At 71.1% G+C, this 21,521-nt stretch carries 18 protein-coding genes; 10 read left to right on the top strand and 8 right to left on the bottom strand.

What is annotated here, in order from left to right; all coding sequences use genetic code 11:
* Nucleotides 1-3 precede the first annotated feature (3 nt).
* The 9 genes from QRX60_RS01355 (at nucleotide 4) to QRX60_RS01315 (ending at nucleotide 12,079) form a co-directional block, all read left to right on the top strand.
* Entirely contained in the window at nucleotides 4-528 is a 525-nt protein-coding gene (locus tag QRX60_RS01355; protein ID WP_285998964.1) for a (2Fe-2S)-binding protein, read from the top strand.
* A complete protein-coding gene (locus tag QRX60_RS01350; RefSeq protein WP_285998963.1) occupies nucleotides 528-2,969 on the top strand; it encodes a xanthine dehydrogenase family protein molybdopterin-binding subunit in 2,442 nt (813 codons plus the stop codon). Before QRX60_RS01355 ends, QRX60_RS01350 begins: the two co-directional genes overlap by 1 nt.
* Nucleotides 2,966-3,820 carry an FAD binding domain-containing protein gene (locus tag QRX60_RS01345; protein ID WP_285998962.1) on the top strand — a complete coding sequence of 285 codons (855 nt, stop codon included), beginning with the start codon at nucleotides 2,966-2,968 and terminating at the stop codon, nucleotides 3,818-3,820. Before QRX60_RS01350 ends, QRX60_RS01345 begins: the two co-directional genes overlap by 4 nt.
* Nucleotides 3,821-3,910: 90 nt before the next feature.
* Nucleotides 3,911-4,657 (top strand): SRPBCC family protein, encoded by a 747-nt coding sequence (locus QRX60_RS01340; RefSeq protein WP_285998961.1) that lies wholly within the window; start codon nucleotides 3,911-3,913, stop codon nucleotides 4,655-4,657.
* A gap of 595 nt (nucleotides 4,658-5,252) precedes the next feature.
* Nucleotides 5,253-6,482, top strand: coding sequence for a GGDEF domain-containing protein (locus QRX60_RS01335; RefSeq protein ID WP_408630250.1), 1,230 nt, complete (start codon nucleotides 5,253-5,255; stop codon nucleotides 6,480-6,482).
* Between the two features lie 324 nt (nucleotides 6,483-6,806).
* Entirely contained in the window at nucleotides 6,807-7,874 is a 1,068-nt protein-coding gene (locus QRX60_RS01330; protein ID WP_285998959.1) for an NAD(P)-binding domain-containing protein, read from the top strand.
* Between the two features lie 418 nt (nucleotides 7,875-8,292).
* Nucleotides 8,293-9,897 carry a discoidin domain-containing protein gene (locus QRX60_RS01325; protein ID WP_408630197.1) on the top strand — a complete coding sequence of 535 codons (1,605 nt, stop codon included), beginning with the start codon at nucleotides 8,293-8,295 and terminating at the stop codon, nucleotides 9,895-9,897.
* Nucleotides 9,898-9,905: 8 nt separating this feature from the next.
* Complete coding sequence (locus tag QRX60_RS01320; protein WP_285998958.1) at nucleotides 9,906-11,138, top strand: MFS transporter; 1,233 nt, start codon at nucleotides 9,906-9,908, stop codon at nucleotides 11,136-11,138.
* Complete coding sequence (locus QRX60_RS01315; RefSeq protein WP_285998957.1) at nucleotides 11,135-12,079, top strand: TolB-like translocation protein; 945 nt, start codon at nucleotides 11,135-11,137, stop codon at nucleotides 12,077-12,079. Before QRX60_RS01320 ends, QRX60_RS01315 begins: the two co-directional genes overlap by 4 nt.
* Here QRX60_RS01315 and QRX60_RS01310 read toward each other — a convergent pair.
* A complete protein-coding gene (locus tag QRX60_RS01310; protein ID WP_285998956.1) occupies nucleotides 12,069-12,641 on the bottom strand; it encodes a TetR/AcrR family transcriptional regulator in 573 nt (190 codons plus the stop codon). The genes QRX60_RS01315 and QRX60_RS01310 overlap by 11 nt on opposite strands.
* A 78-nt stretch (nucleotides 12,642-12,719) precedes the next feature.
* On the opposite strand from QRX60_RS01310, the gene QRX60_RS01305 reads away from it, so the two are divergent.
* Complete coding sequence (locus QRX60_RS01305) at nucleotides 12,720-14,111, top strand: cytochrome P450 (protein WP_285998955.1); 1,392 nt, start codon at nucleotides 12,720-12,722, stop codon at nucleotides 14,109-14,111.
* A gap of 36 nt (nucleotides 14,112-14,147) precedes the next feature.
* Here the strand turns inward: QRX60_RS01305 and iolD are convergent, their stop codons facing one another.
* From iolD to QRX60_RS01270, 7 genes are read right to left on the bottom strand one after another with little or no spacing between them, the layout of a single operon-like run.
* Nucleotides 14,148-15,983: a 3D-(3,5/4)-trihydroxycyclohexane-1,2-dione acylhydrolase (decyclizing) gene (iolD, locus tag QRX60_RS01300; protein ID WP_285998954.1), complete on the bottom strand. Its 1,836-nt coding sequence runs from the start codon at nucleotides 15,981-15,983 to the stop codon at nucleotides 14,148-14,150.
* Entirely contained in the window at nucleotides 15,980-16,870 is an 891-nt protein-coding gene (gene iolB / locus QRX60_RS01295) for a 5-deoxy-glucuronate isomerase (protein ID WP_285998953.1), read from the bottom strand. Before iolB ends, iolD begins: the two co-directional genes overlap by 4 nt.
* Entirely contained in the window at nucleotides 16,867-17,757 is an 891-nt protein-coding gene (locus tag QRX60_RS01290) for a Cgl0159 family (beta/alpha)8-fold protein (RefSeq protein WP_285998952.1), read from the bottom strand. The genes iolB and QRX60_RS01290 overlap by 4 nt, the downstream gene beginning before the upstream one ends.
* On the bottom strand, nucleotides 17,754-18,683 hold the full coding sequence (gene iolC / locus QRX60_RS01285) for a 5-dehydro-2-deoxygluconokinase (protein WP_285998951.1): 930 nt from the start codon (nucleotides 18,681-18,683) through the stop codon (nucleotides 17,754-17,756). The genes QRX60_RS01290 and iolC overlap by 4 nt, the downstream gene beginning before the upstream one ends.
* Nucleotides 18,680-19,459, bottom strand: a complete 780-nt coding sequence (locus QRX60_RS01280) for an ATP-binding cassette domain-containing protein (protein WP_285998950.1) — start codon at nucleotides 19,457-19,459, stop codon at nucleotides 18,680-18,682. Before QRX60_RS01280 ends, iolC begins: the two co-directional genes overlap by 4 nt.
* Entirely contained in the window at nucleotides 19,456-20,499 is a 1,044-nt protein-coding gene (locus tag QRX60_RS01275; protein ID WP_285998949.1) for an ABC transporter permease, read from the bottom strand. The genes QRX60_RS01280 and QRX60_RS01275 overlap by 4 nt, the downstream gene beginning before the upstream one ends.
* 11 nt (nucleotides 20,500-20,510) lie before the next feature.
* The gene (locus tag QRX60_RS01270; RefSeq protein WP_285998948.1) at nucleotides 20,511-21,506 is read right to left on the bottom strand and encodes a sugar ABC transporter substrate-binding protein; all 996 of its coding nucleotides are present in this window, start codon (nucleotides 21,504-21,506) and stop codon (nucleotides 20,511-20,513) included.
* Nucleotides 21,507-21,521 lie beyond the last annotated feature (15 nt).

Genomic DNA, 21,521 nt, shown 5'->3' with positions numbered 1-21,521 from the left:
CTGATGCGCATCACCGTCACTGTCGACGGGACGAAGTACACCGACGAAGTCGAGCCCCGCACCTTGCTGGTCCACCACCTGCGCGAAAAACTCGGCAAGGTCGGCACCGTCGTCGGCTGCGACACCAGCAACTGCGGTGCCTGCACCGTCCACCTGGACGGACACAGCGTGAAGTCCTGTTCCGTCCTGGCCGTGCAGGCCGACGGCTGCGAGGTCACCACGATCGAAGGTCTCGCCCGCGACGGCCAGCTGCACCCCGTGCAGAAGGCCTTCAACGACAACCACGCGCTGCAGTGCGGGTTCTGCACGCCCGGCATGATCATGCAGTCGATCGACCTGCTGGCCGACAACCCCGACCCGGACGAGCAGGCCGTCCGCGAAGGGCTCGAAGGCAACCTCTGCCGCTGCACCGGCTACCAGAACATCGTCCGCGCGGTCCGCGACGCCGCCCAGCACATGAGCCCCGGCGCCGGCCCCGAAGCCGAGCGGATCGCCGAGACCAAGCACGCCGGCGTGGGTGGTGACTGATGACCGCCACGATCGAACCGGAAGTCGGAAAGTCACGGCGCCGCAAGGAAGACGAGCGGCTGATCACCGGCCGCACCCGGTGGACCGACAACCTCTCGCTGCCCGGGATGCTGCACATGGCGGTCCTGCGCAGCCCGTTCGCGCACGCCAAGATCGTCTCGATCGACACGTCGGCGGCGAAGGGCGCGTCCGGCGTCGTCGCCGTCTACACCGCGAAGGACCTCGACCCGGAGGGCGCGATCGGCCTGCCCTGTGCGTGGCCGATCACGCCGGACATGAAGGCGCCACGCCGCCCGGTGCTCGCCGCCGACACGGTGAACTTCGCCGGTGAAGGCGTCGCGGTCGTCGTCGCGCGGACGTCCGCCGAAGCGCACGACGCGCTCGAGGAGATCGACGTCGAGTACGACGAGCTGCCGGTCATCCTCGACATGGAAGCCGCCATCGCCGACGGCGCCCCGCTGGTCCACGAGGACCTGGGCACCAACACGAGCGCGGTCTGGAAGTTCGACTCGGCCGAGGCCGGGACCGGCGGCAACGTCGAGGAGGCGATCAGCTCGGCGGAGGTCGTGCTCAAGCGCCGCTTCCGGCAGCAGCGCCTCGTGCCGGCGTTCATGGAGCCGCGCGCCTGCGTAGTCGACCCGACCAGCACCCAGATCACCATGTGGGCGGCCACGCAGGTCCCGCACATCCTGCGGGTGATGTCGGCGCTGACGCTCGGTATCCCCGAGCACAAGCTGCGCGTGATCGCCCCGGACGTCGGCGGCGGCTTCGGCGGCAAGATCGGCGTCCTGCCGGAAGAGATGATGTCGCTGCTGGTCGCGCAGAAGCTCGGCAAACCGGTCAAGTGGAACGAGACGCGGTCGGAGACGATGCTCGCCGCGCACCACGGCCGTGACCAGATCCAGGACATCACCATCACCTCGACCCGCGACGGCCAGGTGACCGGTCTCAAGGTCGAGCTGCTCGCCAACCTCGGCGCGTACAACGGCCTCGTCGGTCCGGGTGTGCCGATCCTCGGCGCGTTCATGTTCAACGCGATCTACAAGTTCCCGGCGTACCACTTCGCGTGCACCAACGTGTACACGACGACGACGCTGACCGACGCCTACCGCGGCGCCGGCCGGCCGGAGGCGACGTTCGCGATCGAGCGGATCATGGACGAGCTCGCCGTCGAACTCGGCATGGACCCGATGGAGCTGCGCGAGAAGAACTGGATCAAGCACGAGGAGTTCCCGTTCACCACGGTGTGCGGGCTGACCTACGACTCGGGCAACTACGAGGCCGCCACCGAGAAGGCCAAGCAGCTCTTCGACTACGACGGCCTGCGCGCCGAACAGGCCGAGCGCCGCAAGTCGGGCGACAAGGTCCAGCTCGGCATCGGCATCTCGACGTTCACCGAGATGTGCGGGCTGGCGCCGTCGCGGGTGCTCGGCTCGCTGGACTACGGTGCCGGCGGCTGGGAGTACGCGTCGATCCGGATGCTGCCGACCGGCAAGGTCGAGGTCACGACCGGCGCGTCCGCGCACGGCCAGGGGCACGAGACGGCGTGGAGCCAGATCGTCGCCGACCAGCTGGGCGTCGCGTTCGAGGACGTCGAGATCCTGCACGGCGACACCCAGTCGTCGCACAAGGGCCTGGACACCTACGGTTCACGCTCGCTGGTGGTCGGCGGGATCGCTGTCATCAAGGCCGCGGAGAAGGTGGTCGCGAAGGCCAAGCCGATCGCGGCCCACCTGCTCGAGTGCGCCGAGGACGACCTGGAGTTCGCCGGCGGCAAGTTCACCGTGAAGGGCACCGACACGTCCACGACCATGGGCGACGTCGCGCTCGCGACGTTCTTCGCGCACAACCTGCCCGACGGCGTCGAGCCGTCGCTCGATTCGGACGCGACGTTCGATCCGGAGAACTTCTCGTTCCCGCACGGCACGCACCTCTGCGCGGCCGAAGTGGACACCGAGACCGGCCGGATCAAGCTGCGCTCGTACGTCTGCGTCGACGACGTCGGGGTCGCGGTGAACCCGCTGATCGTCGAGGGCCAGGTGCACGGCGGGCTCGCGCAGGGCATCGCGCAGGCGCTGTTCGAAGGCACCGAGCACGACGAGACCGGCACGCTCACCACCGGCACGTTCGCCGACTACCTGCTGCCGTCGGCGGCCGATCTGCCCTCGTTCACCACCGACCGCACGGAAACGCCGTCGACGACTAACCCGCTCGGCGCCAAGGGCGTCGGCGAAGCGGGGACCATCGCGTCCACCCCGGCGGTGGTCAACGCGGTGATCGACGCGGTGCGGCAGTTCGGCGTCAACGACATCGAGATGCCGTTGACGCCGATGCGGGTGTGGCACGCCATGCGGCACGGCACCACCGACGCCGGCGGCCCCGGCCGCGACGAGGCCGGTGGCGGGCTCGGTTCGATCGACGCTACCGGAGGTGCGCAGTGATCCCGGCTTCCTTCGACTACCTCCGCCCGTCCACAGTGGACGAAGCGGTGCAGGCGCTGGCGTCGGCGGGCGAGGACGCCAAGGTGCTGGCCGGCGGGCAGAGCCTGCTGCCGGTGCTGCGGATGCGGCTCGCCACGCCGACGACGTTGATCGACCTCGGGCGCGTCGCGGAGCTGCGCGGCGTGCGCGACGACGGCGACGCGCTGGTGATCGGCGCGATGACCACGCACTACGACGTCCAGCGCGACCCGCTGATCGCCGAGCACGCGGCGCTGCTCAAGGAGGCGACCGACACGGTCGCCGACCCGCAGATCCGCCACCGCGGCACGCTCGGCGGCGCGATCTCGCACGCCGACCCGGCGGGGGACCTCCTCGCGCCGGTGCTGGCGCTGGACGCTTCGCTGGTGGTGGCCGGGCCGTCCGGTCGCCGGACGGTGCCGGCCGCGGACTTCTTCCAGGACCTGTTCACCACGGCGCTGGCCGCGGACGAGTTGCTGGTCGAGATCCGCGTGCCCAAGCACACCGGGTGGCGGGCGCACTACGAGAAGTTCAACCGCGTCGCCCAGGCGTGGTCGATGGTCGCGGTCGCGGTCACCGTCCGCACCGAAGCGGGAGTCATCGAGGAGGCTCGTGTCGCGCTGACGAACATGGGCTCGACCCCGGTGCGCGCCTCGGGCGTCGAAGCGGCGCTGGTCGGGGTCCAGGCCTCGGCCGACTCGATCGCCGCGGCGGCCTCGCACGCGGCGGAGGGCACGAATCCGCCGGTCGACAGCAACGCCGATGTCGAATACCGCCGCCACCTGGCCCAGGTCCTGACGGGCCGCGCCATCGCGGCGGCGGCGGGCGCCTGACGTTCCGGTTCGTCACCCTGGCCGCCGCTCCGGCGGCGGCTAGGGTGGGCATCGGACACCTCAGGTCTGGCAGAGAGAGGAGGTCGGCCCGTGCGGCTCGACCACGAATTCACCGTCCCGGCTCCGATCGGCGAGGTCTGGCAGGCGGTCGTCGACCCCGAGCGCGTCGCGCCGTGCATGCCGGGCGCCGCGCTGACAAAGGTCGAAGGCGACAAGTTCAGCGGGACGGTGAAGGTCAAGCTCGGGCCGATTTCCCTGCTGTACAAGGGACACGGCGAGTTCCTGGAGAAGGACGACGCCGCTCACAAGATCATGATCAAGGCGTCGGGCAAGGACGCCCGCGGAGCGGGCACGGCGGCGGCGACCGTGACGGTGACGTTGACGGAGGCCGAGGGCGGAACGCACGGCACGGTGTCGACGGACCTGTCGATCACGGGCAAGCCGGCCCAGTTCGGCCGCGGCCTGATCAGCGAGGTGGGCGGCAAGATCCTCGACACGTTCGCGGGGTGCCTGTCGGGCAAGCTGGCCCCGTCACCGGAGGCCACGCCGGCCCCCGCACCGAAGCCCGAGGCGGCGACGCCCGAGCCGACGGCGACCCCGGAGCCGGTGGCCAAGCCGGCGGTCAAGCCCGCCCCGACAACGGCCGAGATCAACACGGACTCGAGGCCGGCCACGGAGCGTCCGCAGCTGCGCAGTGTCCCGGCGGCCCCGGAGACGGAAGCGATCGACCTGCTGGGCTACGCGGGGCAGCCGGTGCTGAAGCGGCTGGTGCCGGTGGTGCTGGGAATCGCGGCGGTGGTCGGGCTGGTGGCGATCATCCGGGCGCTGCGCAAGTAGCGAGATCGGCGCTGAGCGGGGCGTGTTGCGCGCCGTGCAACTCAGCCTGCTCGTGGTGCGCGCCGTGCACCTGAGTCGGTTCGTGTGCTGCGGCGCCGAGTCGGATTCCCCGCTGGTGTTCGTGCGTTGGTGAGCTGTCGTTGCGCCGGTTCTTGTCCGATGCACAACTGAGCAGGCCCCGTGTTGGTCGGCGGCGATGCGCCGCATCCGAGCCCGGGCCACCCGCTGTCGCGAGATCCTGTGCTCGGTGGTCGCGGCGATCGGTCGTTCTCGCCTTGGGGAGCGCGTGGCCGGGATTCCCACCTCCGCGTTCTCAGATCTGCCTTCCCGGAGCGATGATCCGTCAGTGAGCCGCTGAGCTGGGCGGATCTACCCTGCGCGGGTGTTCGGGCAGGTGCGTTGCCCGCAATTCGCCCGGACTGGCGACGCGCGACGCCGGAACGGCTACGCTGGGCTACTTGGTCGGCCGAACTTCGCGCGAGGGGTACGTCACGATGCCGGTCCGTCACTTCCGTGGCTTCGGCTCTTGAGAGCCCAGGCCGCCGTGCGCCGGGAAGCGCTTTCCGCCTGGCCGGGCTGGCCCGCGCGGTGGGAGATGTGGGCCGGGGCGAAAGCCCGCTGGATCACCTACGCGCTCGGCTGTGAGCTGATCGCCGTCGTGGCGACCGGGGCCGCGCTGGTCACCGGGTTCGGCGGGCCCGTGCGGCCGGTCTGGTTCGCGGTGCTGGTCGCGCTCGGCGTCGCGCAGGCCGAGATGTCCCGCCGCATCGAGCGGCTGCGGCGGTGGATGAGCGGGCAGACCCACATCAACGTCACGTCGGTCTGGTACCTCGCCGGCGTCGTCCTGCTGCCGCCGGCCTGGGTGGCGCTGCTGGCCGTCGTGCTCTACACGCATCTGTGGGTGCGCGTGTGGCGTCAGGTCCGTACGCGGCCCGCGCACCGTTTCGTCGCCAGCACGGCTTGGGCGATGCTTTCGTGCTTCGCGGCTTCGTCCGTTCTCGCGGTGTCGGGGCTGCACGGGACGCCGTTGCAGACGGCGCGCGGGCTGTTCGCGCTCTGCCTGGCCGCCGCGGTGTTCGAGCTGGTCAACATCGGCCTCGTCGCGGCCGGGATCTACCTGTACACGAGCCAGCGCTCGGCGGCCGACCTGATCGGCACCTGGGAAGACAACGCTTTCGAGCTGGCCACCCTGTGCCTCGGCGGCCTCGCCGCGCTGGCACTGGCCGAGCAGCCGGTGCTGGTGTTGTTCGTCGTCGCGCCGTTGCTGCTGCTGCACCGCTACCTGCTGCTGAAACAGCAGCTGCAGGTCGCGGCCGTCACCGACGAGAAGACGGGGCTGCTCAACACCGCCGGCTGGCACGATTCCGCGGTGCGCGAACACACCCGCGCGCAACGGCGCGCCGGCACCCCCGGCGGCGGCTTCGCGGTGCTGATGATCGACCTCGACCACTTCAAGCGCATCAACGACACGTACGGCCACCTCACCGGCGACGACGTCCTGGCCGCGGTCGCGGTGGCGATCTCCGGTTCGGTGCGCCAGGGCGACACGGTCGGCCGGTTCGGTGGCGAGGAGTTCGTGGTGCTGCTGCCGGGCGTCGGCCGCGCCGACGTGCTCGGCATCGCCGAACGCGTGCGGGTGGCGGTGGGGGAGCTGAACGTCGTGATCTCGACCGGCAGCGGCACGGTCCGGGTGAGCGGTTTGTCGGTGTCGATCGGAGTGGCCCGCCACCCGGACACGGGCCCAACGCTCGACGACGTGCTCCGCGCGGCCGACGCTGCTCTGTATCGCGCCAAGGAGGCCGGGCGTAACCGCGTTGCCGTGTGAGCGGTGGTGTGTGGACGATTCGGTTGGTTGCGGGGCTGGTGGGGTTGAGGCTTGGGTGACCGGGCGCGATCGTGCCGGGTGAGGCGGGCGTGGGGTGCTGGGCGAAGCCGCGTTGCCGTGTGAGCGGCAGTGCGCGGTCGGCTCGGTTGGCATGGCTGGGTGCGATCGTGCTGCCGCTGCAGCTTGGTGAACTGCGCACGATCGCGGGGCTGGTTGCGCGAGGCGGCCGGGCGGACCGCGCGCTCCCGGTGATGGCGGGCGCAACCGCGGCGTCGTGTGATCCAGGGCGCGAAATACCCTCGGCGGTCAGCCGTTGAACCCCACATGAGCGGTGCGGATCACGAGACCGACGTGGTGGTGATCGGCGCGGGGCAGGCGGGACTCTCGGCCGCCTATCACCTGCGCCGGGCCGGGTTCGCCAACGGGGCCGGGTTCGTCGTGCTCGATCACGGGAAGCGGGCCGGGGGCGCGTGGCAGTACCGGTGGCCCTCCCTCGTGCTCGGCAAGGTGCACGGCATCTACGACCTGCCGGGCATGGCCTTCGGCAGCCCGGACGTGACACGTCCCGCCTCCGAAGTCGTTTCGGAGTACTTCGCGCGCTTCGAAAGCGTCTATGACCTCCCGGTGTTCAGGCCCGTCGACGTCCAGTCCGTGACGCGGGAGGGGGAGCGGTTGGTGGTGTCGAGCCCGGCCGAGTCCTGGGCGGCCCGGGCCGTGATCAGCGCTACCGGCACGTGGGACCGGCCGTTCTGGCCGCGCTACCCCGGCCAGGAGACCTTCGCCGGCCGTCAGGTGCACACCGCGGACTACACCGGCCCCGAAGACTTCCGTGGTCAGAGGGTCGTCGTGGTCGGGGGCGGGGCGTCGGCCGTTCAGCTCCTCATGGAGTTCGCCCCGCTCGCCCGCGCGACGGCGTGGGTGACCCGGCGCCCGCCCGTGTGGCGTGACGAGCCGTTCAGCGAGAACTGGGGACGCGACGCCGTCGCCAAGGTCGACGAGCGGGTGCGGGCCGGGTTGCCGCCGGAGAGCGTGGTGAGCGTGACCGACCTCGCCGTGACGCCGGAGGTGCGGGCCGCGCGCGCCGCCGGGATCCTCGACCGGCGGCCGATGTTCGAGCGCATCACGCCCGGCGGCGTCGTCTGGGCCGACGGCTCGCGCTTCGACGCCGACGTCATCCTCTGGGCGACGGGGTTCCGCGCGGCGATCGACCACCTCGCGCCGCTGCACGTCCGCGAACCCGGGGGCGGGATCCGGATGGACGGCACGCGCGTGGTGCGGGAGCCGCGGCTGCACCTCGTGGGGTACGGGCCATCGGCGAGCACGGTCGGGGCGAACCGGGCGGGACGCGCCGCGGTCACCGAGATCAAGGGGCTGCTGAGTTCGGACGGCTGAGGTCATGCATCCGAAGCTACCCGAACACCCGTGCGATGATCATCGCTGGACCGGGTGAACTGCGGCGGCTGCGCACGACTCGATTTGTGGTGTGAAACAAGGGGATTGGGCGAGAGCGGATGGGCGCTGCCCCCGGTCTCCACGCTACCCGCGACCACCGACAAAACCGGGAAAGGTCGGGGGTCTGCAGTCGCCGTCCCGGAGCCCGGAGCAGTGTCCCGATCAGCGAAACGGGCCCTGAGCTGGGAAAACCCGGTGAAACTCACCCTCTTGACCGATTCAACGACCAGACACGTCTTGTCAGCCGAAACCGGCCACGGATACAGTCCGATTAGTTAGGAAAGTTTCTTAACAGTTTGATTCTCGTTCACCGACGCCGCAGCCCACCAGCCACCGCCAGGCCCAGAAGGAGCGCGACGTGCCGTCGACCCGCCTACGAACATTCACCCGCCTCACACCCGTGGTGGCGGTGATCGCCCTGCTGCCCTCGGCGATCGCCGCCGCCAGTCCTGCCACCCAGGCCGCCGATGTCCTGCTCTCCCAGGGGAAGCCCGTCGCGACCTCCACCGTCGAGAGCTCGACCTACGCCGGCGCGAAGGCCGTCGACGGCAGCGCCACCACCCGCTGGGCCAGCGTCGAAGGCGCCGATCCGCAGTGGCTGCGGATCGACCTCGGCCAGTCCGCCGCGATCCACCGCGTGCTCCTCAACTGGGAAGCCGCCTACGCCAAGAAGTACCGCATCGAGGTCTCCGACGACGGCGCGAACTTCACCGCCGCCACCAGCATCGACAACGGTGACGGCAAGACCGACGACCTCACCGTGAACGCCCACGGCCGGTACGTCCGCTTCGTCGGCGTCACCCGCGCGACGAGCTACGGCTACTCCTTCTGGGAGATGCAGGTCTTCGGCTCCACCGACTCCTCCGGCGACACCCAGGCCCCGACCACCCCGGCCGGCCTCACCGCCGGCACGGCCACCGCCACCAGCGCCGCCCTGACGTGGAGCGCCGCCACGGACAACGTCGGCGTCGCCGGGTACGACATCCTCCGCAACGGCACCGCCGTCGCGACCAGCACCACCACGTCCTACACCGACACCGGCCTCACGCCCGATACCAGCTACACCTACGCCGTCCGCGCCCGCGACGCCGCGGGCAACACCTCGCCGGCGAGCGCCCCGATCACCGTGAAGACCGCGGCGGGCAACGGAACCGGCTTCGTCCTCGCCGCGGCCGGCGACATCGCCGAACGCTGCACCGCGAGCAGTTCGAGCTGCGTCCACCCCAAGACCGCGAAGCTCGTCGAGAACATGAACCCCGCGGCCGTGATCACCATGGGCGACAACCAGTACGACGACGCCCACCTCTCGGACTTCAAGTCCTATTACGACACGACCTGGGGCAAGTTCAAGAGCAAGACCCACCCGATCCCGGGCAACCACGAAACCTACGACGACACGCCGTACAAGGGCTACGACGACTACTTCGGCGCGATCGCGAAGCCGCAGGGCCAGCGCTACTACAGCTGGGAGATGGGCAACTGGCACTTCATCGCCCTGGACTCCAACGACTTCGCCACCCACGACTTCGGCCCGAGCGAGCAGCTGGCCTGGCTGAAGCAGGACCTGGCCGCCAACACCAAGGGCTGCGTCGCCGCGTACTACCACCACCCGCGGTGGAGCTCCGGTGACCACGGCGACAACCCCGACAGCACCGAGCTGTGGAACATCATGACCGCCAACAAGGTCGACCTGGTCCTCAACGGCCACGACCACGACTACGAGCGGTTCTTCCCGCAGAACGCCGACGGCAAAGCCGACGCCAACGGCCCGGTCGAGATCGTCGGCGGCTCCGGTGGCGCGAACCTCTACGACCTGAGCCCCGCCCACCCGACGACCGCCAAGCTGCTGAAGACCTACGGCGTCCTCAAGCTGTCGATGACGGACACCTCGTTCCAGTCGCAGCTCATCGGCGTCGACGGCAAGGTCCTCGACAGCAGCCCGACCTACGCCTGCCACCAGTAGGAGCGGGCATGTACATCGCGGCAAGCCGTACCTCGGACCTCGCGGCCGGCACCGACCGGAAGCCCGCGCTGAAACGGGTGTCCGCCAACGTGGTGGCGCTCGGCGTGGTCAGCCTGGTCACCGACGTCTCCTCGGAGATGGTCACCGCCGTCCTCCCGCTCTACCTGGTGCTCGGTCTCGGCCTGAACCCGCTGCAGTTCGGGCTGCTCGACGGGCTCTACGCGGGCGCCACCGCGGTCGTGCGGGTGCTCGGCGGGCACCTCGCCGACCGGTGGCGGCGGCTCAAGGCCGTCGCCGGGTTCGGGTACGGCTTGTCCGCGGTGTGCAAGCTCGGCCTGATCGCCGCCGGGTCGTCGGTCGCGGCGATCGGCGTCGTCCTCGCCGCCGACCGCACCGGCAAGGGCGTGCGCACCGCCCCGCGCGACGCCCTGATCTCCCTCAGCAGCACTCCGGACACGCTCGGCCGGTCGTTCGGCGTGCACCGCGCGCTCGACACCGTCGGCGCGTTCCTCGGCCCTCTGGTCGCGATGGCGGTGCTCGCCCTGAGCCTGGGCAGCTACCCGAGCGTGTTCTTCACCAGCTTCTGCGTCGCGGCGATCGCCGTGCTGCTGCTGGCCCTGTTCGTCCGTGACCACCCCGGCAGCGTCGACCGCGCCGCGGTGTCCGCGAGGGCCGCGTTCGGCCTCCTGAAACGGAGCGACTTCCGGCGCGTGACGATCTGGGCGGCCCTGCTGGGCCTGGTGACGGTCGGCGACTCGTTCGTCTACCTCGTCCTCCAGCGGCGCTGGGAGATCGCGGCGACGTTCTTCCCCCTGCTGCCGCTGGGCACCGCCGGGGTCTACCTGGTGCTCGCCGTGCCGCTCGGCAGGCTCGCCGACCGCGTCGGCCGCTGGCCGGTGTTCCTCGGCGGGCACGTCGCGCTGTGCCTGGCGCTCGTGCTGCTCTGCGGCCCGCAGGCCGGGATCTGGCTCGCCGTGGTCGCGCTCGGCCTGCACGGTGTGTTCTACGCGGCCACCGACGGCGTCCTCATGGCCGCCGCCGGCCCGCTCATCCCGCGTGATCTCCGGGCCACCGGGATGGCCGTCGTGCAGACCGGGCAGGCCGTGGCCCGCATGCTCTCGTCCGTCCTCTTCGGACTGGCCTGGACGCTCTGGGACCTGCGGCCCGCGGTGCTCGTCGCCGCGGTCTGCCTGGCCGCCGTAGCCCTCGCCGCCGCTCTCGCGAAACCGGTGCGCCCGTGAAGAAACTCGTCCTCGCCCTCCTCGGCACGGCGCTCCTGATCGCCGCGGCCGTCGCCTACACCGTCAGTTCCCGCCACGACCCCGCCGACGCCGAACCGGCCGCCCCGCTCACGCTGAGCCCCGGCCAGCTGCTGTTCCGCGACACCGCCACCGGCCGCGTCGGCGCCGTGCCGCTCGCCGAACCCGGGAAGAAACCCCAGCTCAGTGGCCTGAAGTGCGACCGGTTCGCGGTGGCGGAGCAGACGGCGGTGTGCCTGGCCGTGCAGCCGGGGACGCTTCCCGCGGTGACCGACGTCCTCGTCCTCGACGACCACCTCGCCGTCCGCCACACCGAAACCCTGCCCGGCACGCCGAGCCGCGCCCGGGTGTCCCCGGACGGCAAACGCGTCTACTGGACGCTGTTCGTCACCGGCGACTCGTACGCGGAGACCGGCTTTTCGACGCGCGCGGGACTCTACGAGGTCGACACCGGGCGGCTCGTCAAGACGATCGAGGAACTCCCGGTGTTCGCCGGCGACAAGCGGTACTTCGCCGCCGACGTCAACTACTGGGGCATCACGTTCGCCCCGGACGGCAACCGCTTCTACGCGACCCTCGGCAGCAAGGGCAAGACGTACCTCGTCGAGGCCGACTACCGGCGCTACCGCGGGAAAACCCTGCGCGAGAACGTCGAGTGCCCGTCGCTCTCGCCGGATGCGACGCGGATCGCGTTCAAGAAGAAGGTGGGCGAGGGCGTCTGGCGGCTGTCGGTCCTCGATCTGAAGACGATGAAGGAAACCGCACTGGCGGACCAGCGCAGCGTCGACGACCAGGCCCTGTGGCAGGACGACCACACGGTCCTCTACGGGCTGGACAACGCGGTCTGGGCGGTCCCGGCGGACGGCTCCGGCGCGCCGCGGAAGCTGGTGGACGGCGCCGCCTCGCCGGCCGTCACGGGGTGACGCCGACCGCCGCGAACAGCGTCCGGACGCACAGGTCGCGCAGCTCCTCCTGGGTGACCGTCGGCTGGTCGAGCCACTCGAGGATCATCGTCGCGACGAACGCGAGCCAGCCGCGGACGGCCAGCCGCGTCACCTCGGTGACCGGGGTCAGCAGGCTCACCGCGGCCAGGATGCGTGCCGCGTTCGCGGCCATCCCGGCCTCGCGGATCTCCCGGATCTCGCCGTCGGCGCCGCCGGTGGCGCGGTGCACGATCCGGTAGCCGTCGGGGTGCGTGCGCGCGAACTCGAGGTAGACATCGAGCCCGGCCCGCAGCTGCTCCGCCACGGGCAGCGCCGGGTCGGGCTCGCTCATCGCCAGCAGCTGGTCGCGTTGCCCGCGGACGATCGACGCGAAGAAGTCCTTCTTGGTGGGGAAGTAGTGGTACAGCAGGCCGCGCGAGACCTGCGCGATTTCGGCGACCTCCTCGATCCACACCTCGTCGTACGGCCGCTTCGCGAACAGCCCGGCCCCGATCGTGAGGAGCTGCTCGCGCCGCTGTTCGGTGCTCAGCCTCGTCCGCATCCCCCGACCTTACTTGACACGGGTTCAGTAGCGGGGGATCGTGACCCTATTGAATGCCAGTTCAATAAGGGGTACGCCGTGGACACGACCGCGCTTCCGCACCGGCCGGGCCGCCTGCCGGTGATCGGCGACCTGATCGGCGCCAACCCGCGCACGCCGCTGCAGGACACGCTGCGCATCGGCAAGCGGCTGGGCCCGATCTTCACGCGCAAGATCTTCGGCTTCGAGATCGTCTTCGTGGGCGGCGTCGACCTCGTCACCGAGCTGAACGACGAGACGAAGTTCGGCAAGCACGTCGGCATGGGCATCGAGAACCTGCGCGCGCTCGCCGGCGACGGCCTGTTCACCGCACACACCCACGAGCCGAACTGGCGGCTCGCGCACGACATCCTGCAGCCGGCGTTCTCCGCCGAGGCGATGCGCCGCTACCACCCGGTCATGCTGGAGGTCGCCCACGAGCTGGTCGCACGCTGGGACGCCGCGAGCGGGCCGGTCGACGTCGCCGCCGACATGACGCGGCTGACCCTGGAGACGATCGGCCTGGCCGGGTTCGGCTACCGGTTCGGCTCGTTCGAACGCGCCGAGCCGCACCCGTTCGTCACCGCGATGATCCGCGCGCTGCGGTACGCGCAGCTGCAGAACGCCAAGCTGCCGTTCGTGCGGCGCGCGTTCGCCGGGACGGCCGAGCAGAACCAGGCCGACATCGCGACCATGACGAACCTGGTCGACGAAGTCGTCGAAGCCCGGCGCAGGGACGGCGAGGAGAGCCGTGACCTGCTCGGCCTGATGCTCACCCAAGGCCACCCGGTGACGGGGGAACGCCTGGACCCGGTGAACATCCGCAACCAGGCCATCACGTTCGTCGTCGCCGGCCACGAGACGACGTCCGGCGCGCTGTCGTTCGCGTTGTACTACCTGACGCGCCACCCCGAGCTGCTGGCGAAGGCCCGCGCCGAGGTCGACGCGGTGTGGGGTGACCGCGAGCCCGCCTTCGGAGACGTCGCGAAGCTGCGTTACGTGCGTCGCTGCCTCGACGAGGCGATGCGGCTCTGGCCGACCGCGCCGGGTTACTCGCGCGAAGCACGCGAAGACGTCGTGCTCGGCGGGAAGTACCGGATGCGCAAGGGGGATTGGGTGATCGTGCCGCTTCCTCTGGTGCACCGCGATCCCGCGGTCTGGCCGGACCCCGAGCGGTTCGACCCGGACCGCTTCGAGCCCGCCGCGGTGAAGAAGCGGCCGGCGCAGGCGTACAAGCCGTTCGGGACGGGCGAGCGCGCCTGCATCGGCCGCCAGTTCGCGCTGCACGAAGCCGTGCTGGCGCTGGGGATGGTGCTGCAGCGCTACGACTTCGACGTCGACCCGACGTACGAGCTGAAGATCGTCGAGTCGCTGACGCTCAAGCCGAGCGGGTTCACGCTGACGCCGCGGGTCCGCACGCGCTCGGCAGTCGTGAGTGAGAAACAGGGTTAGAACACTGTTTCTCACTCACGACCAGCTGCGGCAGACCTAGGAGCGGAGGTAGCGCACCTGTCCTGACTTGGCCCGTTCGTACTCGTCGTGGCCGGCGAGGTGCTCCGGCACGCCGACCTCCCACCACGCGCCGGCCTCGGTCCACGCCGACGGCTGCGTCTTCACGACGACCACGGCCGGCCGCTGCTCGGCCACGGCTGCCTCCCGTGCCGCCGCGTAAGCAGTGCGCAGCGAGTCCACATCGGACGCCGGGAACACCAGGCAGCCCAGCGATTCCGCGTGCCGGGCGAAGTCCACCCGCGGCGGCGAAGCGTGCGAAGTCGTGCAGTCGGCGTAGAAGTTGTTGAACGGCTTCCCGCCCTGCCCTTCCTGCAGCCGCGCGATCACCGCGTAGCCGTCGTTGTCGCACACGACCGCGACGAACGGGTGACCCGCGAAGGCGGCCGAGAACAGCTCGGAGTTCAGCATCAGGTACGAGCCGTCGCCCAGCAGGGTCGTGACCAGGCCCGGGTGCGCGATCGCCGCGCCCCACGCGCCGGACAGCTCGTAACCCATGCAGGAAAAGCCGTACTCGACGTCCATCGAGACCGAGCCGGAGCCGCGCCAGCCGCCGATCAGCTCGCCCGGCAGCCCGCCGGACGCGGTCATCACGTAGTCCTCCGGCGCCGACAGGTCGTTCACCACGCCGACGACCTGGGCGTACGACGGGACGGAACCCGCGGCCGAGCGCAGCGAGTCGACGTGCGCGTCCCAGGACGCCCGCTCGGCCGCCGCTCGCGAAGTCCACGACGGGTCGACCCGCCAGCTCTCCAGCTGGGCGGCCAGGTCCGTCAGCCCCGCGTCGGCGTCCGCGACCACCGAGAGCGCGCCGTGCTTCACCGCGTCGAAGCGGGCCGCGTTGAGCGCGACCAGGCGGACGTCGGGGGAGAAGACCGTCCAGGACGCCGTGGTGAAGTCCTGCAGCCGCGTGCCGACCGCGAGCACGACGTCCGCCTCCGCCGCGACGACGTTGGCCGACGTCGAGCCGGTGATGCCCAGCGGGCCCGCGTGCAGGGGGTGGTCGTGGGGCACCAGGGTGCGGCCCGCGGTGGTCTCGACGAGGGGGATCCCGTGCCGCTCGGCGAAGTCGAGGGCGCGCCGCCCGGCACCGGAGTACCGGACGCCGCCGCCGAGCACGAGCAGCGGCCTCTTCGACGCGCGCAGGACTCCGGCCGCCTCGGTGACCGAGCGCCGGTCGGGACGCGGCCGCAGCGGCCGGTGCGTCACCGGTGCGAACAGCGCGTCCGGGAAGTCGTAGGTCTCGGCCTGGACGTCCTGCGGCAGCGCCAGGACGGCCGGCCCGCTGTCCGCCGGGTCCGTGAGCACCCGCGCGACCTGGGGCAACGTCGAGATCAGCTGCTCGGGCCGGGTGATCCGGTCGAAGTAGCGCGAGACCGCGCGGAAGGCGTCGTTGACCGTCGCGGTCGCGTCGCCGAAGGGCTCGATCTGCTGCAGCACCGGATCCGGCGCGCGGCCGGTGAACGTGTCGCCCGGCAGCAGCAGCACCGGCAGCCGGTTCGCGTGCGCGACCCCGGCCGCGGTGACCATGTTCAGCGCGCCCGGCCCGATCGACGACGTCACGACGCCGACCTGCCGCCGGTGCGTGGCCTTCGCGTACCCGACCGCGGCGAGCGCCATGCCCTGCTCGGTGTGCCCGCGCCACACCGGGATCTCGCCGCGGTGCTCTTCCAGCGCCGTGCCGAGGCCGAGGACGTTGCCGTGGCCGAAGATCGCGAAGACGCCGGGGAAGAGCGGGACCTCGCGTCCGTCCAGGGTTTCCGACCGCTGCGCGAGGATCCAGCGGACCAGCGCCTGTGCCGTCGTCAGCTTCACTGAACACGCCCTTCGTGACTCGTGACGGGGCACCGCGGATCCAGCTCCTGCGACTCCCACGTTTCGCGGACCCAGCCGTGCGCGGGGTCGTCGCAGAACGCCATCGACCGTTCGTCGGCCGGTCCGGCCAGGACGTTCAGGTAGTACATCGGGTAACCGGGAGCCGCGACGCAGGGCCCGTGGTAGCCGCGCGGGATCAGGAAGACGTCCTGGTCGCGCACGGCGACGTCCTCGTCCAGCTCGCCGTCGGCGGTGTACGTGCGGTGCAGGCCGAACCCCTCGCGCGCCGGCGTCACCCCGTCGCGGCCGGCGATCCGGAAGTAGTAGATCTCCTCGTTGACGACCTCGCACTCGCTCGCTTCGTCGTGCTTGTGCGGCGGGTACGACGACCAGTTGCCGCCCGGCGTGATCAGCTCGCACGCGATGAGCTTGTCGGCGTGGTCCCACACCCCGGGCACGCCGAAGTTGGTCACCTGCCGCGTCGCCTGCCCGGCGCCGCGGACCTCGACCGGGACGTCCTCGGCGGGGCCGTACTTCGCCTCCAGCCGCCGGGTGCAGCGAGCCATCGGCAGCGCCACCTGCGCGCCGGTCTCGGAAGTCAGTTCGACCTCGGCGTCGCGGGGGACGTAGACGAAGTCCGTGACCCGGGTGAACACCGACTCCCGCCCTTCCAGCTCGAACTCCTCGCCGTCGACGCGGACCGTGAGCGAGCCGGACAGCGGGAGCACGAACGCCTCGAACTCGCCGGTCTTGACCGTGCGCGGGAGCCGGGTGCCGATCCGGAGCACCCGCAGCCCCGTGTACGTCCAGCCCGCCGAATCCGGGGTCAGCCGGACCGGGTCGGCGTCGTCGGAAAGTGTCCCCAGTGGACGGTGCAGCTTGCTCACTTCGCGGCCTCCAAGACCTTCGCGGCGGCTTCGACGGCGGCAGCGACGTCGCCGTCGGGCGGGTAGAGCAGGGTGCGGCCGACGACCAGGCCGCGCACGACGTCGTGGCGCAGCGTCCGGCCCCACGAGGCCAGGTCGGCGGCCGGGTCGCCGGACGGCACGCCGCCGAGCACGACCACCGGCAGCGTCGTCGCGCCCAGCACCGCCGCCGAGTCCGTCGACGGCAGCTTCAGCCACGTGTGCGCGGACGTCGTCCCGAGCCCGGACGCGACCGTGACCGCCCGCGCCAGCGACCCGGGGTCCTTCTGCAGCACCAGCTTCCCGTCCGAGCGGGCGTAGGGCAGCGGCTCGACCATCGCGACCAATCCGTACGAGGCCAGCTCGGTGACGGCGTCGGCGCAGGCCTGCAGCGTCGGGATCGTGCCCGGGTCGGCGTCGACCAGCCGCAGCAGCATCTTGCCGCCGTCGAGGCCGCAGTCGACCAGCGTGCGGGCGTCGTAACCGGTGAAGCGGTCGTCGATCTCCCAGTCCGCGCCGGCGAGGCCGCCGCGGTTCATCGAGCCGAAGACGACCTTGCCGTGCAGCGCGCCGAGCAGCAGCAGCTCCTCGACGACGTCCGGGGTGCCGAGGAGGCCGTCGACCGCCGGGTTGGCCAGGGCGACGAGCAGCCGTTCGAGGAGCGTTCGCCGGTCGGCCATGGCGAGCGGGTCTTCGCCGACACCCAGCGCACCTCGTGCCGGGTGGTCGGCCGCGACCAGGAACAGCGTTCCGTTGTCGGACAGGAGCGTCGACCGGCGTCTGCGCGTCGCGTAGGCCTGCCGGATCGCGCCCGGGTCGGTGGCGCGGACGTGGAGCAGCTCCTTCCAGCGGTCGTCGGTGAGGATCACAGCAGCTCCTCGATCTCGGCGGCGGTCGGCATGGCGTCGGCGCAGGCCAGCCGGGACGCCACCAGCGCGCCTGCCGCGTTCGCGTACGCCGCGATGCGCACCGGGTCCCACCCCGACAGCAGCCCGTGGATCAGCGCCCCGCCGAAGCCGTCGCCGGCGCCGAGCCCGCAGACGACCTCGACGCGCTGCGGCGGCACGGTCCACCGGCCTTCCGCGGTGGCCACGAGGACGCCGTCCGCGCCCTTCTTGATCACCGCGAGCCGCAGGCCGCGCTCGAGCATGCGGTCCGCGGCGGCGTCCGGGTCCGCGGTGCCGACGGCCACCTCCACCTCGGTCCGGTTGCCGACCGCGACGGTGACGTGGTCGAGCATCCCGCCGATCTCTTCCCGGGCCTGCTCGGCCGAAGGCCAGAACATCGGCCGGTAGTCGAGGTCCAGCACCGTGTGCTCCCGGCGTCCCCGGGCTTCCAGGATCTTCCGCTGGGTGGTCCGGGCGGGTTCGGCGGAGACGCCGGTGCCGGTGACCCACAGCAGCGGCACCGACTCGACGACGTCCCAGGGCACGTCGTCGTCGGTGAGCGTCAGGTCGGGGGCGAGGGGGGAGCGGTAGAACAGCAGCGGTGGGTCCGCGGGCGGGTTCAGCTCGCAGAACACCACCGGCGTCTGGAGATCCGGCGAAGTGCCCACGTGCGCCGGGGACACGCCGAAGCCCTCGAGGGCCTGCCGGACGTAGTCGCCGAAGCCGTCCGGGCCGACCTTGGTCAGCACCGCCGTGCGCCGGCCGAGCCGCGCGGCGGCGACCGCGACGTTGGTCGCGGTGCCGCCGAGCGACTTGGCGAACGTGCTGACGCCGGCCAGGGGGACGCCGCTCTGCTCGGGGTAGAGGTCGACCCCCACCCGGCCGATCGTCAGCGCTTCGAGACTCACGCCTTCTCCGCCTGCCGAAGCTCGTGTTCCAGCGCTTCCAGTTCCGCACCGCCCGCCATCTGCCGGGTCAGCTCGTTGATGTCGATGTCCGCCTTCTCGTACGAACCGAGCGGGGCACCCCGCTTGAGCAGCAGGAACCGGTCGGCGACCGGGTAGGCGTGGTGCGGGTTGTGCGTGATGAGCACGACGCCGAGCCCGCGGTCACGAGCCTGTGCCACGTACTTCAGCACCACCCCGGCCTGCTTGACGCCCAGCGCGGCGGTCGGCTCGTCGAGGATCAGCACCTTCGCGCCGAAGTACACCGCCCGCGCGATCGCCACGCACTGGCGTTCCCCGCCCGACAGCGTCCCGACCGGCTGCTCGACGTCCCGCAGGTCGATGCCCATGTCGAACAGCGCCTTCTTGGTCGTCTCGCGGCCCTTGCGCCGGTCGAGCATCTTGAACGGGCCGAACCCGGTCGTCGGCTCGGAGCCGAGGAAGAAGTTCCGCCAGACGCTCATCAGCGGCACCACGGCGAGGTCCTGGTACACGGTCGCGATGCCGCGGTCGAGGGCATCGCGCGGAGAGGCGAACCGCACCGGTTCGCCTTCCACGAGGAACTCGCCGCGGTCGTGCTGGTGCACGCCGGCCAGGATCTTGATCAGCGTGGACTTCCCGGCGCCGTTGTCGCCGAGCACGCAGGTCACCTCGCCCGCGTTGACCACAGTGGACACATCGCGCAGGGCGATGACGCTGCCGTAGGTCTTCCCGATGTCCTTCACTTCGAGCAAGCTCATCGGCGTACCCTCTCCGCGCGGCGCCGGAAGGCGTTGTTGACCAGGACCGCGGCCAGCAGCATGATCCCGAGGAACAGCATGAACCAGTCGCTGTTCCACTGCGCGAACACGATGCCCTGGCGCGCCATGCCGAAGATCAGCGCGCCGATCGCCGCGCCCACCGCCGAGCCGAACCCGCCGGTGAGCAGGCAGCCGCCGATCACCGCCGCGATGATGTACTGGAACTCCAGCCCGATGCCCTGGTTGGCCTGCACGCTCGCGAAGCGCAGGATGTTGATCGAGCCGACCAGCCACGCGCCGAGCGCGGTGCCCATGAACAGCAGGATCTTCGTGCGCACCACCGGCACGCCGACCGAACGGGCCGACACCTGCGACCCGCCGACCGCGAAGATCCAGTTGCCGAACCGGGTCCGGACCAGCAGCCACGCCGCGATCGCCGTGACGACGACCCACCAGATGATCGACGACTGGAACTCGGTGCCGCCGACGTCGAACGTGGACGCGAACAGCGCCCCGGCCGACTCGTAGCCGCTGGTCGAGCGCATGCCCGAGACCTGGACGGTGTTGGTCACCCAGCGCGTCACGCCGAGGTTGAGCCCCTGCAGGGCGAGGAACGACCCCAGCGTGACGATGAAGCTGGGCAGCCCGGTCTTCATCACCAGCCAGCCGTTGAACGCGCCGACACCGAGCGCGAACGCGAGCGAGACCAGCAGCGCCGCCCAGACGTTCCAGCCCGCCTGAGTCGCCAGGATCGCCGTGACCAGCGACGTCGACGCCGTCAGCACGCCGGCCGAGAGGTCGAACTCGCCGCCGACCATGAGCAGCGCGACCACGACGGCCATGATGCCCAGGGTCGAGGAGTCGTCGAGCCAGGTCGCCACGCCCAGCGGGCTGAGGAACTGGCTGGTGACGACGGAGAAGAAGACGAACACGAGCACGGCGCCGAGCAGCGCGCCGATCTCGGGCCGGACCACCAGGCGGTCGGTGAGGCTCTTCTTCCCCACGCGTTCGTCGGGTTGTCCCTGGATCGCTGCGGTCATCGCCGTCCCCCTCAGCGCGTGCCGCGCTGCGCGTACGGGGCGACGGTGTCGATGTTGGTCTTGTCGACGAAGCCGGGTCCGGTCTGGACCGGGTGGCCGCCGCCGATGGTGTTGCCGTTCTCCTTGTACAGCTTGAGGAACACGATCGGCAGGTAGCCCTGCTCGTACTGCTGCTGGTCGACGGCGAAGAGGATGCTGCCGTCCTTGATGGCCGCGACGACGTCGGCGTTCAGGTCGAAGGTGGCGACCTGCGCCTTTGAGCTCGCCTCCTTCGCCGCGCTCACCGCGCGCGCCGCGACCTGCGAGTTCAGCGCCAGCACCGCGTCGATCGACGGGTCGGACTGCAGCGCGCCGCGGATCCGCGACTGCGCGTCGGTCGGGTTGGAGATGTCGACCTGAAGGGTGGTGACGGTGCCGAAGGTCTGCTTCGCGCCGTCGCAGCGCTGGTTCTGGCCGATGTTGCCGGCCTCGTGGATGACGCACAGCAGCTTCGTCTTGCCGGCCGCCTTGAGGCGCTGGCCCGCGCCCTGGCCCGCGAGGCCCTCGCTCTGCCCGACGTGCGCGATCGCGCCGAACGCCGCGCTGGAGTCCTCACCGGAGTTGATGGTGACGACCGGGATGCCGGCCTTGACCGCGTTCTGGATCGACGTCTGCAGGGCCTGCGGGTTGGCCATGGAGACGACCAGGCCGCCGACCTTCTGCGCGACGGCGTTGTCGATCAGCTTGGCCTGGTTGCCCGGGTCGCCGTCGGCGTAGTAGTCGACGCCGACGTTCAGGTCCTTGCCCGCCTGCTCGGCGCCGTTCTTCACGACGTTCCAGAAGGCGTCGCCGGCGCTGCCGTGGGTGACCACGGCGACCTTCAGCGGGCCGCCCGAGCTCGGCGCGGCGGCCGACGGCGAGCTTGAGCTGCTGTTCGAGTTGTCGGCGCTGGGACCGCTGCAGGCGGCGAGCACCAGCCCGGTGGCGGCGATCGCCGCCACTCCGGCCAGCTTCTTCATAGAGAACACAGTCACTCCTTTGGG

It is taken from the genome of Amycolatopsis mongoliensis (genome assembly GCF_030285665.1).
In the GTDB taxonomy this organism is placed as follows: domain Bacteria; phylum Actinomycetota; class Actinomycetes; order Mycobacteriales; family Pseudonocardiaceae; genus Amycolatopsis; species Amycolatopsis mongoliensis.
This window is presented reverse-complemented; position numbering and strand designations above follow the sequence as displayed.

Bases quoted from the DNA above. Each gene is read 5' to 3' on its own strand.
- QRX60_RS01350 (WP_285998963.1), top strand. From the start codon at position 528: ATGACCGCCACGATCGAACCGGAAGTCGGAAAGTCACGGCGCCGCAAG.
- QRX60_RS01335 (WP_408630250.1), top strand. From the start codon at position 5,253: ATGTGGGCCGGGGCGAAAGCCCGCTGGATCACCTACGCGCTCGGCTGT.
- QRX60_RS01310 (WP_285998956.1), bottom strand. From the start codon at position 12,641: ATGCGGACGAGGCTGAGCACCGAACAGCGGCGCGAGCAGCTCCTCACG.
- QRX60_RS01275 (WP_285998949.1), bottom strand. From the start codon at position 20,499: ATGACCGCAGCGATCCAGGGACAACCCGACGAACGCGTGGGGAAGAAG.
- QRX60_RS01330 (WP_285998959.1), top strand. From the start codon at position 6,807: ATGAGCGGTGCGGATCACGAGACCGACGTGGTGGTGATCGGCGCGGGG.
- QRX60_RS01320 (WP_285998958.1), top strand. From the start codon at position 9,906: ATGTACATCGCGGCAAGCCGTACCTCGGACCTCGCGGCCGGCACCGAC.
- QRX60_RS01280 (WP_285998950.1), bottom strand. From the start codon at position 19,459: ATGAGCTTGCTCGAAGTGAAGGACATCGGGAAGACCTACGGCAGCGTC.
- QRX60_RS01355 (WP_285998964.1), top strand. From the start codon at position 4: ATGCGCATCACCGTCACTGTCGACGGGACGAAGTACACCGACGAAGTC.